This window comes from Halorubrum sp. AD140, from assembly GCF_034497445.1.
Lineage (GTDB): Archaea > Halobacteriota > Halobacteria > Halobacteriales > Haloferacaceae > Halorubrum.
The window spans coordinates 1-12,240 of record NZ_JAXRUU010000075.1 but is presented as its reverse complement, the minus strand read 5'-3'; the positions used below and the strand labels follow the sequence as shown (position 1 = coordinate 12,240).

Genomic DNA, 12,240 nt, shown 5'->3' with positions numbered 1-12,240 from the left:
ACGGAGAACGTCGGCGACGTCTCCGAGATCACGATCAAGCGCCGCGTGAAGGAGACCGAGGACAACTACTACTCGTACTACTACCTCAACGGGCGCTCGGTGAACCTCTCCGACGTGCAGGACCTGCTCGCGGCCGCCGGCGTGACGCCGGAGGGATACAACGTCGTGATGCAGGGCGACGTCACGGAGATCATCAACATGACTCCCTACCAGCGGCGGGGAATCGTCGACGAGATCGCCGGCGTCGCCGAGTTCGACGAGAAGAAGGAGGCCGCCTACGAGGAGCTCGACACGGTCGAAGAGCGGATCGGCGAGGCGGACCTCCGGATCGGCGAGAAGCAGGACCGCCTCGACCGGCTGGCCGATGAGCGCGAGACCGCCCTCCGGTACCAGAGGTTCCGCGAGGAGCTGGAGGAGTACCGCGGCTTCCTCAAGGCCTCCGAGCTGGAGGAGAAACGCGAGGCGCTCGACGACGTCGAGGACGACATCGACGGGGCGGAGGCCGATCTCGCGGAGCTCCGCGAGGAGCTCGACGCCAGACAGGGGAAGCTCACGCGCCTGGAGGAGGATCTGGCGGACCTCAACCACGAGATCGAGACGAAAGGCGAAGACGAGCAGATCGAGATCCGCTCGGAGATCGAGGAGGTGAAAGGCGAGATCTCGCGGCTGGAGGACAAGATCGAGGCGGCCGAGGAGCGCGCCGCGGAGGCGGAGACGGACCGGCGCGACGCGTTCGTCCAGATCGACCGCAAGGAGGAGACGATAGGCGACCTCGAGTCGGAGATCCGGGAGGTGAAAGTCGAGAAGGCCTCCGTCAAGTCCGAGATCGCGACGAAGCGCTCGGAGCTGGCGGAGGTCGAAGCCGAGATAGAGGGCGCCGACACCGAGTTCGACGAGCTGAAAGCCGAGCTGTCGGAGAAGAAGGCGGCGATCGAGTCGCTGCGCGAGGAGAAGAACGAGACGCAACGCGAGAAGGACCGCCTGCTCGACGAGGCGCGCCGCCGGTCGAACGCGGTGAGCGAGGCGCGGACCGAGCTGGAGGAGGCCCGCGAGTCGCTTCCCGAGCACAAAGCGCGGATCTCCGAGCTCCACAGCGAGCTCGACAAGGCGAGAAAGAACGAGGAGACGATCGAGGACGCCGTCGCCGACCTGTTCTCCGAGAAGGCGGAGCGGAGCGAGCGGCTGGAGGCGGTCGAGGAGGAGCTCCGCGAGAAGCAGAACGAGTACGCCAAGCTGGAGGCCGCCGCCGACCAGCGCGGCGACACCTCCTGGCCGCGCGCGGTGACGGAGGTGAAGAACGGCGGCATCGACGGGGTCCACGGCGCCGTCGGCGAGCTCGGCTCGGTGGAGGGCGAGTACGCGGAGGCGTGTGAGACCGCCGCCGGCGGCCGGCTCGCGAACGTCGTCGTCGACGACGACGGGGTCGGCTCGACGTGTATCGACTACCTCAAGCGGCGGAACGCGGGCCGGGCGACGTTCCTCCCCATCACAAAGATGGACGACCGGAGCCTCCCGCGGAAGCCCTCGCTGCCGGGCGTCGTCGACTTCGCGCGGAACCTCGTCGAGTACGACGCCGCCTACGAGTCGATCTTCTCGTACGTGCTCGGCTCGACGCTCGTCGTCGAGGACATGTCGACCGCCCGCGACCTGATGGGCGACTACCGGATGGTCACCCTCGACGGCGACCTCGTCGAGAAGTCCGGCGCGATGACGGGCGGCTCCGGCGGCGGCTCGCGGTACGCGTTCACCAAGTCCGGCGGCGGGAAGCTCGAACGGCTCGCGACGACGATCGCGGAGCTGGAAGACGAGCGACAGTCACTGCAGGCGGAGATCGACGACCTCGAGGGCGACATCGACGACGCGCGCGACCGGAAGGCCGACGCCGCGGAGCGGGTCCGGTCGCTGGAGGCGGACGTCGAGCGCGCCGAGGACGACTTGGCGGACGCCGAGGAGCGAATCGACGAGCTGGAGACCGAGCTCGAGGAGCTGGAGGCCGAACGCGAGTCGGTCGACGCGGAGATGAGCGAGCTGGACGCGGAGCTCGACGAGCTCGAGACGGAGATCGCGGAGCTGGAGGCCGAGATCGAGGACATCGAGGCGGAGCTCGCCGACTCGAAGATCCCGGAGCTCTCCGAGCGAGCCGACGAGATTCGCGCCGAAATCGCAGACCTGGAAGACCGGATGGACTCGCTCGACGGTCGACAGAGCGAGCTGGAGCTGGAAAAGGGGTTCGCCGAGGACGCGATCGAGGAGCACCACGACGCGGTCGAGCGGGCCCAGAACCGGAAGGCGGAGGCCGAGGAGGCGATCACCGAGCATGAGGCCGCGATCGAGGAGCGCGAGGCCGAGCTCGAGGAGAAGAAGGCGGCGATCGCCGACCTCGAGGAGGAGCTCGCGGAACTGAAGGCCGACCGCGAGGACCTCCGCGAGGAGATCAAGGAGGCGACCCGCGAGCGCGACGAGCAGCGCTCGCTCGTCGCCGACGCGGAGTCCGACCTGGAGGACCTGACGGACCGTCGCGACCGGCTGGCCTGGGAGATCGACGAGCTGGAGTCGCAGGTCGGCGAGTACGACGCCGAGGAGATCCCCGACCTCAACGAGGTCGAGTCTCGGATCGAGGAGCTGGAGGCCGAGATGGACGCGTTAGAGCCGGTCAACATGCTCGCGATCGACGAGTACGACGAGGTCCAGGAGGCACTCGAGACGCTCCAGGAGCGCCGGGACGTCCTCGTCGAGGAGCGCGACGGGATCGAGGAGCGCATCGAGGGGTACGAGGCGGCGAAGAAGAAGACGTTCATGGAGACGTTCGAGTCGATTAACGGTCACTTTGAGGACATCTTCGCGCGCCTCTCGGCCGGCAGCGGCGAGCTCCTCTTAGAGAACCCCGAGGACCCCTTCGAGGAGGGGCTGACGATGAAGGCGCAGCCCGCGGACAAGCCGGTCCAGCGGCTCGACGCGATGAGCGGCGGCGAGAAGTCGCTGACCGCGCTCTCCTTCATCTTCGCGATCCAGCGGCACAACCCCGCGCCGTTCTACGCGCTCGACGAGATCGACGCGTTCCTCGACGCGGTCAACGCCGAGCGCGTCGGCGAGATGATCGAGGAGCTGGCCGCGGACGCGCAGTTCGTCGTCGTCGGCCACCGCTCGGCGCTCTTGGAGCGCTCCGACCGCGCCATCGGCGTCACGATGCAGGGCGACAACCTCTCTGCGGTCACCGGGATGCAGTTCGGCGACGACGGCGGCGACGGCGACGGGGAGGTGACCGCGGATGACTGAGCCGCCGGAGCCGGCGGGGACGGGCGATGGCGACGCCGACGGCGTCCCGAGCCTCGACCTGACGAGCGAGCGCGACGGCGCGTCGCGGGACGGGTCGCTTCCGGAACCGCCCGCAGGCGGCGGGTCGACCGAGAGCGACGGAGATCGGGATGCAGACAACGCGGGCGACGACGCTGCAAACGAGGAGGACGGCGAGGTCGAGCCCGTCGAGCTCCTCGTCCAGCTCGCCGAGGAGGGCGAGATCGAGCCGTGGGACATCGACATCGTGCGGGTGACGGACGCCTTCCTGGACCGGCTCGACGAGACGGACCTCCGGACGACCGGGCGGGCGCTCTTCTACGCCAGCGTCCTCCTGCGGATGAAGAGCGACGGGATGTTGGCCGACGACGACGGCGAAGACGAGGAGCCCGAGCCGGAGCCGTGGGAGGTCGCGATGCAGGGCGGTGCGCCGGACCCCGCCGACGGCGGCTTCGACCCGGTCGACAAGCTGGAAGCGGAGATGGACCGCCGGCTCGACCGGAAGAACACGCGGGGATCCCCCGAGACCCTCGACGAGCTCGTCCGCGAGCTCCGGGAGGCCGAGCGCGGCTCGTGGTGGAAGGACTCCCGCGAGTACGACACCTCGGAGTCACCGCACGGCTACGCCCGCGGCACGCAGACGCTCGATTACCACACCGGCGACGAGTTCCGGCGGGACGGCGAGCCGACCGCGGGCGAGGCGACCGACCGCACTCACGACGAGGACATCGAGGAGGTGATCGTGGAGATCGACCACGTCCTCCGGACCCACTACGACCGCGGGCGCACGGAGGTGCTGTTCGCGGAGATCGAGACGGCCGGCGGGCGCCCCTTCATGACGTACCTCGCGCTGCTGTTCATGGCCCACCGAGGCTCGGTGCGGCTCCAGCAGGACGACCTGTTCGGCGACCTGTGGGTGAAAGACCCCGCGGCGATGACCGCGGAGTCGGAAGCGATCGCGGACTAGTCCGTTTTCGACGCCGTAGTCGGCTCCGGATCCCCGGCCGATCGCTTATAACTAATCGATGGAGAATCGACGGCGAATACTTCCAAAGCCCCAGTCGGCTCCGGTCGATGGGCTCGCTGTGCTCCTCAGTCGCTCGTTTCACTCGCTCCCTGCGGTGCTTGCGTCGCCCGTCTTCCCGGACCCGACTGCCCCTTTGAATCCCGTTCTCGCACCGAACGGCACCGCACCTCATACCTCCCCAGCCTCGTCGGACCGGCGCAGCTGCGCCGGTCCGACTCCCTCGCGCGTGCTGGCTCACGGCCTGTCGGCCGTTCGCAGGCACGCGCCACCGCACCGCCGTTTGTTTATAAGTAGTCGCCCAGCAGCGGCTCGACGCGCTCGCGGGTCTCTTCAGGGATCGCGTCGGTCGGCGTGTTGACGGTCCCCTCCAGCGCCGTGTGGGCCTCGCACTCCAGGTCGTCCGGGAGCGTCCGGACTGCCTCCTCGACGGCCGCTTTGATCGCCGCCTGGTTCTTCTCGGCGTTCTCCAGCACCTCTTCGAGCGTCACCTCGCTGTCCGCCTTCCAGACGTCGTAGTCGGTGACGCCCGCGATCGTCGCGTACGCGATCTCGGCCTCGCGGGCGAGCTTCGCCTCCGGGATCGCGGTCATGCCGACGAGGTCCCACCCCTGCGCCTTGTAGAACTCCGACTCCGCGCGCGTCGAGTACTGCGGGCCCTCGATGCAAACGTAGGTGCCGCCCTTCGCGACGTCGGTGTCGGCGGGGGCGGCGGACTCCGCGGCCGCAGTCAGGTGGTCGACCAGCTCCGGGCTGTACGGGTCCGCGAACGGCTGGTGGACGACGACGCCGTCGCCGTAGAAGGAGAGGTCGCGGCCCTTGGTGCGGTCGTAGATCTGGTCGGGGACGACGAGCGTGCCGGGCGCCAGCTCCTCCTTGAGGCTCCCCACCGCGTTCGACGCGAAGATGTGGGTGACGCCGACGCGCTTCAGCGCGTACATGTTCGCGCGGTACGGGAGGTCGGTGGGCGAGACGCCGTGGTCGGAGCCGTGTCGCGGGAGGAACGCGACCTCTTTCCCGGTGTCCGCGAACTCGCCGATCGTGATCGCGTCGCTCGGCTCGCCGTAGGGGGTGTCGAACTCCACTTCGCGCACGTCGGTTAGGGGGAGCGCCTCGTAGATGCCGCTGCCGCCGATGAAGCCGATGGTGCTCATACCCGGAGTGCGCCCGCTCGCTACTTATAAGGAGTGAACGCGGTCGGCGCCGCGCGACCGACGCGCATCACAGCAGCCACCGCACCGCCGCCAGCGCGAGCGCGCTCACGACGAGCAGGTGGACGAGCACGGCGCCGACGGCCGCGCCGCCCACCGCGCGCATCTCCCGGATCCGTATCGAGAGGCCGAGACCGACGAACGCCAGCGTGAACAGCGCGTCCGAGACCCGCCCGATCGACTCCAGCGCGGCCGGCGAGAGGATCCCGCTGTTCGCGACCGCGGCGACCGCGAGGAAGCCGAGCAGGAACTTCGGGAACTCCGCCCACAGCCGGCGCACGCCCGGCTCGGTGGCCGACCGCGCCGCGTACGCCAGCGAGTAGGCGACCGCGACGCCGCCCAGAAGCGAGTTGCGCGCGAGCTTCGTCACGGTCGCCCACTGGCCAGCCTCCGGCGAGTGCGCGAACCCCGCGGCCGCGACGGGGCCCGTCGAGAACATGCTCACGCCGGCCCAGACGCCGAACTGGCGGCCGGTGAGTCCGAGCCACTCGCCCGCGATCGGAAACGCGACGAGCGTGACGGCGTCGAACAGGAGGACGGTCGCCGCCGCGAACGTGATCGCCGACCCGCGCGCGTCGAGCACGCGCCCGATCGCGACGACCGCTGAGACGCCGCAGATGCTCGCGCCCGCGGCCAGGAGCGAGGGCGTGGCACCGTCGAGCCGGAAGAGGGTCCGCGCGACCAGCTCGGCGAACAGGAGCCCACCGGCGACGGTGACGACGACCATGCCGAGGACCGTCGGTCCCGCGGCGAGGAACTCCTCGACGACGACGGCCGCGCCGAGCAGGACGATCCCGGTCTCCAGGAACAGCGTGTCCACGCCGACGCCGGGCTCCGCGGCCTCGGGCGTGCCGACCGCGTTGCCGACGAGCGCCCCGAGCGCGACGGCGACGACGAGCGGCTGGAGCCCGTCGACGGCGCCGGCGACGAGGGTGGCGACGGCCGCGCCGCCGACCAGCAGCGCGATCCCGGGAACGTACGGGCGGGCGGCGGCGACGATCCCCATCAGCGGGGAGCCGCCGGAAGCAGTCCGACGAGCTGGGCGGCGAGGTGGACGGCGACGACGGCCAGTCCGAGCGCGAGCGCCTGCCAGCCGCGGTCGAGCGCGGTCCACCGGTCGACGAGGGGGGAGGCTGCGTCACCGCTGACGGACGCGTCGTCGACCCCGCCTCGCTGTTCGTCAGGGGTGTCCGGTGCCATGCACCCGGGTCGACGCGCTCGACGTATATAACAACGGACTCAGCGGCGATCCTCGGATCGAAACGGGGGCCGTCCGGGCCGTCGACCGCCCGGTGTTCGAACGGTCGGGCGACTCGAGCGGGACGGACGGGACTGTCTACGCGAAAAGCCGGCGAACGGTGTCGATCGGGGGGCGAGGGCTCTCGGTCAGGCGACAGCCGTCATCGGCCGGGGGCACTCCCCGCGGCGTCGCCCGCGCGCTCGGCCGCGTCGCCTCCGCCGGGAGTCATGCCGCTGATCGTCTCGCCGATCCCGCCCGACGCGTCACCGGCCGATGAACCGATCTCGGCGAGGATCTCCTGTACGAACGCGGGGGCCTGCGAGGCGGCGTCGGCCGGCGGACCGGCCTGCAGGGCCACCGTCGCCGCGTCGGCTGCGAGCGTTGCCGTCGTGAGCGGATCTGCTTCGAACATTGCAACTCGTCGTACCGGGTGGTCGAATAAAAGGAGAGACGGCCCTACAGCCGGTTTTGGCGGGATTGTCTCCGATTTGCACCGGTCGTATCCGGCTCAACTCGGATGACCGCGGCAGATCCCTGTGTGGGGAGCGGGAGGGTGGATTCCCGACCGGTTCCGCGCGGCGCGCGGGCGGGTCCGAGTGTCGACGGGTCAGTCGTCGGCTTCGGCGGGGACGCGGTCGTCGGGGTCGTCGTCATCGGCGTCGCTCGCGGCCGCCGGGTCCGCCGCGGCCGCGTCGTCGACGCGCGGGAAGTTCTCGATCGTCGCCTCGCGGAACGCCGCCTCGTCGAACTCGTGGTCCGCGTCGAAGAAGTCGAGGACGGTCTGCACGTCGGCCATCGCGTTCTTCAGCGCGGTGGAGGCGCCGGGCGAGGGCGTGATGTTGAACAGGATCCCGTCGCCGGTGATCTTCGCTTCGCCCATGTCGAGCGTCTTGTTCTCCGTGTCGACGATCTGGGGGCGCACGCCGCCGTACCCCTTCGCGCGCTCGATGTCGTCGGCGTCCACGCTCGGGACGACCTTCTGGACGTCCGGCAGGAACGCGCGCTTGCCGACCTCGGGGATGTCGTAGACGAGGTTTCGCACCACGTAGGGGAAGAGGATCCGGTCAGAGAGGATGTTGAGATAGCTCAGGATAGACGCGGGCGAGAAGCCGAACACGTCGGCGAAGTCGCTCACGGTGGAGAGCTCGCCCCGTTCGAGGGCGGGGATGAGCTTCGCCGTGGGGCCGAATCGGGTGACGCCCTGGTCGTGGACGTCGGCGTCGCCGTGGACCGCCGCGAACGGGAGCTTCTTCATCTGGAGCGTGTACACCTTCCCGTTCAGCAGGTCGTCGGCGAGGAAGAAGCTCCCCGCGACGGGCAACAGCGACATGTCCTCGCCGTACCCCATCTCCTTGGCGAACTGGAGGCTGTGGGAGCCGGCGGCGACGACGACGGCGTCGGCCTCGAAGTCGCCGTCGTCGGTCCCGACGGTGAAGCCGTCGCTCCCCTCCTCCACGTTCTCGACCGTCGTGCCGAGGTGGACGGAGACGCCGTCCTCCTCGCGGGCGTCGTCGACGAACGACTGCGCGACCGCGCCGTAGTCGACGACGTAGCCGTCCGGCGTCTGAAGCGCCGCGAGCTCGACGTCCGGGTCCCGGCCCTCGACGACCTTCGGCTCCAGTTCGGCGATCTCCTCGCGACCGATTTCCCGGAGCTTCGGATAGAGGTCGCCGAACCCGTTCTCGTGGTAGCGCTCGTCGAGCTTGGCGCCCTCCTCGGCGCCGACGCCGAGCACCATCTTGCTCCGCTTGCTGTGCATCTCGCGGTCGGGGTCCGTCCCCTCGAGGTAGCCCGCGAGCATCTCGGCGCCCTCCTTGACCTCCTCGGCCTTCTCCAGAGTGTAGTTCGTCTCGATGTCCCCGAAGTGGAGCGTCTGAGAGTTGTTCGTGCGGTTGGAGTTCACCGCCGCGATCTCCCGCTCCTTCTCGATCAGCGTGACGTCGTCGACGTCGGTGAACTTCGCGACCGTGTACAGGAGCGACGCGCCGCTTATCCCCCCGCCGACGATGATCAGATCAGTGTGCTCGGTCATACGTGGTGAAAGCTCTCACTCCCCGAAACAACCTCGGCGGTTAACGGTCTTGCTATCTTCGAGCGCTGATCCGGCGGTAGAGGACCTACGTTCGTCGTTTTGTTGATTCGACAGTCGTCGAACACAGCGGCGCGGCTCGGAACGACGAGGTCGGTCTATCCCCCGTCTCGGGCGTCCCGGTACCGGTCGCGGAGGGTCGCGAACAGCGCCCGGCCGGTATCGGTCCGGAGGCGCGGTTCGGCGGTCGCGAAGAACTCGTCGAGATCGTCGTACTCGCGGAACGCGTCCGGGTCGCCGGCGGCGGGGTCGTACCGGTCGTCGCGCTCGTAGATCACGGCCTGGAGACAGACGTCGAGGAGGTCGCACTCCTTGACGAGGACCGCCTCCGGCGACTCGCGGGCCTCGTACGCCTCCCACGCGTCGCGGACGCGGTCGGGGAGCGGCCCGGCGAGGTCGACCATCGCCTCGCGCTCGGCGACCTCCTTAGCCTCCGGATCTACCGGGTCCGCAGTCGGGTCGGCACGGGTCGCGACGTCGCCCGTCTCCGCCTCGGCGACGTCGTGGACCACCGCGAGCCGGAGCGCGCGGTCGAGGTCGAGCCCGGGGAGGTCCGCTCGGAACCGGTCGCCGAGCGCCAAGACGAGGTACGCGACGCCCCACGCGTGCGCGGCCACCGACTCGGGGGCCTCGACGCCGCGGAGCTGCCAGCCCGTGCGTCGCTCGTCTTTGAGCGCGTAGGCGTCGAGGAGGGCGTCGAGTGCGGTCTCGGCGTCGCGGGCGTCCTCACCGCCGGACTCCGGCTCGTCGTCGGCCATCGCGGGCGGCTACTCGGCGAGCGTCCAGGCGTCGTCGCCGGCGCGGTCGGCCACGCCGCGGCGGACCATCTCGTCGAGCACCTCGTCGAGGCGGCCGGGCTGGGCGACTTCCATCTCGATGCGACCGATACTGTGGTACTCCTCGAGGTAGTGGCGGACGTCCTCGCGGTCGAAGGCGTCCTGCTCGGCGCGCTCCATCGCGCCCTCGGTGAGGTCGATCATGTCCTCGAGGAAGTTCCACGGGTAGACGACCCACGTCCACTGTTCGAGCCGCTCCCCCACGAAGTCCGGCTGGAACTCGGAGGTGCCGAGCAGTTGGAGCGTCGCGGTGCGGACCTCGCCGGCGTTCCGGTCGTCGACGTACTCCTCGGCGCGGCGGATCGAGCCCCCGGTGTCCGCGATGTCGTCGATGATCAGGACGTCTTTCCCCTCGACGCTGCCCTCCGGCATCGGGTAGCGGATCTGTGGCTCGCCGCTCTTCTCCGCGGTCCCGACGTAGTGTTCCATCTTGAGGCTCGTGAGGTCGTTGAGCCCGAGGAAGTCGCAGACGCACCGCCCCGCGAACCAGCCGCCGCGGGCCAGCGCGACGACCACGTCCGGCTCGAAGTCGGCGCGTTTCACCTCGTTCGAGACGTTGCGGCAGAGCCCGTAGATGTACTCCCAGGTGGTGAGGGTGCAGTCGAAGTCGTCCGGGAGATCGCTCATACGGCCGTTCCTCCCACCCGCGCGTTCATAAGGGTTTAGCAACGCTCCCGGAGAGCAACCGACCGCGGCGAGCGTCGCGACATATCCAGCTCGAAACAGCGGTGGCGTGCGCCTGCGAGCGGCCGGGAGGCCGCGAGCAGCCCGCGCGAGGGAGGCGGCGGTCCGGCGCGGCTCCGCCCGCGCCGGGCCGTCCGCCGAGGCTGGGGAGGCGTGAGGTGCGGTTGCGGTGCGGTCGGGTGGGTTGGAGGTACTCGCCGTCGATCTGTCGTCGACTATGTAACGGTAGCCGGCTCGGGCTTTGGCGGTATCCGTATCGGTCGCCAATGTATGAGCAACGACGCAGAGATGAGTTCAGTTCGCTTTCGGAAGTTTGATCTTGAACACCGACCCTGTTGAGTCAGTATCCTCTACCCAGATCTCACCTCCAAAATTCCGAACCAATGTCGCCGTAAGATACAGACCCATCCCGGTACTCGAGCTCGCTGCTCCTTTCGCCTGTTTGTCGAAGAGCAATTCTTTTTGATCGTCCGGGATTCCCGGTCCGTTATCCGCGATCTGTATGACGACCGCTGTTCCGGTATCAGCGAATGAGACGGTGGTCTGTGGTTCCGCTGTGTCGTTATGCTGTACCGCATTATTCAGCACATTTCGAAACACCGACGAGAGGAGATCGTTCGCCAGCAGCGAAACATCCGGTATCTCACCGTCAACAACGAACGTTGTATTCGGATACATTTCTCGGCGAATATCGATCTCCGTCTGGAGTATCGACTTGAGAGGTACTGATCGTAGATCCATCTCATCGTCCTCTACGATCAATTCGACGTAGTCACGAGTCGAGTTAATCAATTCGACGATATTTCGGCCGGAGGACAGCGTTTTCTGTAAATATTCGCGACCCTCCTGATCGACGTGATCTTCAAGAAATTCCATCCAGCCGAGGATAACAGCCATATCGTTTTTAATGTCGTGACGAAGAATTTGGTTCAGTACCGCTAATTCCTCTTCACGGTGCTTCTGCTCCGTGATGTCGGTCGAAAGGCCGATTACGTGTGAGAGATCTCCATTCGTGTCCCAAATCGGAATTTGTTCAGTTTTCATCCATCGAACTTCCCCATCCGGTCGAACGATCCGCGCCTCATATTCTATTTCCGACAATTCCTCCGGATCCTGTTCCATTTGGGAACGGACGAAGTCGCGATCGTCCGGATGGATCGTTTCGAGTAATTGGGCGGGGTCGTCCCGGAGCACATCGGCAGAGATCCCCCAGAGCTTTTCGAACCCATCGCTGATATAATCAAATGTTCCCGGTTCGGACACTGTCCAGATCGTCGTTCTGTCGAGATGATCCACTAGTGCAGAAAGTTCCTCAGTTGTTTGAGCACACGTATCCGTCATACTATCTTGCTCGGTTCATTTCACATAAAGTCTCGTTGCAGCAGCGGATACTGCAGATCATGGAGAAGTATACAACAGGTGTTGTCAGTTATGCAATATAACTGTTTGATGCGAACAAACCCAGATCACTCTGCGCGAGATTTCCGCGAGATATGTGTATCCTATGAGATAGTTAAATGTCATTTGAACTGGTAGGATTCTCGGCGCTTAATTCGCGCTCTTCAGCGACCGGCTGTTTCAGTCGAGAGTGCGTCTGAACAAGTAGATTTCAACAGAGCCTGCGAACCACGAACGCGAACTTCTCGAATTCGCGTCGACTCGACACGGACAAGCCACGTATCGGTCCCGACACGATTTAGGTGACCCGCCCGCAACGGGTCGGTAATGAGCACTCAGGCCGCGACGGAGGAGCGGACGGTCGTGATCGGGCTGGAGGTCCACGTCCAGCTCGAGACCGACACGAAGATCTTCTGCGGCTGTTCGACGGAACCCGAAGCGGACGAGGAGCCCAACACGCGCAC

General features: G+C 67.3%; 11 protein-coding genes. 3 read left to right on the top strand and 8 right to left on the bottom strand.

The window, feature by feature from the left end; all coding sequences use genetic code 11:
• Positions 1 to 3,276 (top strand): chromosome segregation protein SMC (gene smc / locus U4E84_RS14680; RefSeq protein WP_322532861.1); only part of this gene is annotated, 3,276 nt, incomplete at its 5' end.
• Entirely contained in the window at positions 3,269 to 4,261 is a 993-nt protein-coding gene (locus tag U4E84_RS14675; protein ID WP_322532860.1) for a ScpA family protein, read from the top strand. The genes smc and U4E84_RS14675, both read left to right, overlap by 8 nt.
• Positions 4,262 to 4,605: 344 nt before the next feature.
• On the opposite strand, the gene mtnP is transcribed toward U4E84_RS14675, so the two are convergent.
• From mtnP to U4E84_RS14635, 8 genes are all read right to left on the bottom strand, one after another.
• On the bottom strand, positions 4,606 to 5,472 hold the full coding sequence (gene mtnP, locus U4E84_RS14670; protein ID WP_322532859.1) for an S-methyl-5'-thioadenosine phosphorylase: 867 nt from the start codon (positions 5,470 to 5,472) through the stop codon (positions 4,606 to 4,608).
• A gap of 67 nt (positions 5,473 to 5,539) precedes the next feature.
• The gene (locus U4E84_RS14665; RefSeq protein ID WP_322532858.1) at positions 5,540 to 6,535 is read right to left on the bottom strand and encodes a putative sulfate exporter family transporter; all 996 of its coding nucleotides are present in this window, start codon (positions 6,533 to 6,535) and stop codon (positions 5,540 to 5,542) included.
• The gene (locus U4E84_RS14660; protein WP_322532857.1) at positions 6,535 to 6,729 is read right to left on the bottom strand and encodes a hypothetical protein; all 195 of its coding nucleotides are present in this window, start codon (positions 6,727 to 6,729) and stop codon (positions 6,535 to 6,537) included. Before U4E84_RS14660 ends, U4E84_RS14665 begins: the two co-directional genes overlap by 1 nt.
• 200 nt (positions 6,730 to 6,929) lie before the next feature.
• On the bottom strand, positions 6,930 to 7,181 hold the full coding sequence (locus tag U4E84_RS14655) for a hypothetical protein (protein ID WP_322532856.1): 252 nt from the start codon (positions 7,179 to 7,181) through the stop codon (positions 6,930 to 6,932).
• A gap of 195 nt (positions 7,182 to 7,376) precedes the next feature.
• Positions 7,377 to 8,801, bottom strand: a complete 1,425-nt coding sequence (locus tag U4E84_RS14650; RefSeq protein ID WP_322532855.1) for an FAD-dependent oxidoreductase — start codon at positions 8,799 to 8,801, stop codon at positions 7,377 to 7,379.
• A 155-nt stretch (positions 8,802 to 8,956) separates the two neighbouring features.
• Positions 8,957 to 9,616 (bottom strand): HD domain-containing protein, encoded by a 660-nt coding sequence (locus U4E84_RS14645; protein ID WP_322532854.1) that lies wholly within the window; start codon positions 9,614 to 9,616, stop codon positions 8,957 to 8,959.
• A gap of 9 nt (positions 9,617 to 9,625) precedes the next feature.
• Positions 9,626 to 10,321 carry a phosphoribosyltransferase gene (locus U4E84_RS14640; protein WP_322532853.1) on the bottom strand — a complete coding sequence of 232 codons (696 nt, stop codon included), beginning with the start codon at positions 10,319 to 10,321 and terminating at the stop codon, positions 9,626 to 9,628.
• Between the two features lie 351 nt (positions 10,322 to 10,672).
• Positions 10,673 to 11,719, bottom strand: coding sequence for a PAS domain-containing sensor histidine kinase (locus U4E84_RS14635; protein ID WP_322532852.1), 1,047 nt, complete (start codon positions 11,717 to 11,719; stop codon positions 10,673 to 10,675).
• Positions 11,720 to 12,103: 384 nt separating this feature from the next.
• On the opposite strand from U4E84_RS14635, the gene U4E84_RS14630 reads away from it, so the two are divergent.
• On the top strand, positions 12,104 to 12,240 hold a 137-nt coding region (locus U4E84_RS14630), incomplete at its 3' end, for a hypothetical protein (RefSeq protein ID WP_322532862.1).

Coding starts and splice junctions, on each gene's coding strand:
- U4E84_RS14675 (WP_322532860.1), top strand. CDS start 3,269: ATGACTGAGCCGCCGGAGCCGGCGGGGACGGGCGATGGCGACGCCGAC.
- U4E84_RS14665 (WP_322532858.1), bottom strand. CDS start 6,535: ATGGGGATCGTCGCCGCCGCCCGCCCGTACGTTCCCGGGATCGCGCTG.
- U4E84_RS14655 (WP_322532856.1), bottom strand. CDS start 7,181: ATGTTCGAAGCAGATCCGCTCACGACGGCAACGCTCGCAGCCGACGCG.
- mtnP (WP_322532859.1), bottom strand. CDS start 5,472: ATGAGCACCATCGGCTTCATCGGCGGCAGCGGCATCTACGAGGCGCTC.
- U4E84_RS14645 (WP_322532854.1), bottom strand. CDS start 9,616: ATGGCCGACGACGAGCCGGAGTCCGGCGGTGAGGACGCCCGCGACGCC.
- U4E84_RS14650 (WP_322532855.1), bottom strand. CDS start 8,801: ATGACCGAGCACACTGATCTGATCATCGTCGGCGGGGGGATAAGCGGC.
- U4E84_RS14640 (WP_322532853.1), bottom strand. CDS start 10,321: ATGAGCGATCTCCCGGACGACTTCGACTGCACCCTCACCACCTGGGAG.
- U4E84_RS14660 (WP_322532857.1), bottom strand. CDS start 6,729: ATGGCACCGGACACCCCTGACGAACAGCGAGGCGGGGTCGACGACGCG.
- U4E84_RS14635 (WP_322532852.1), bottom strand. CDS start 11,719: ATGACGGATACGTGTGCTCAAACAACTGAGGAACTTTCTGCACTAGTG.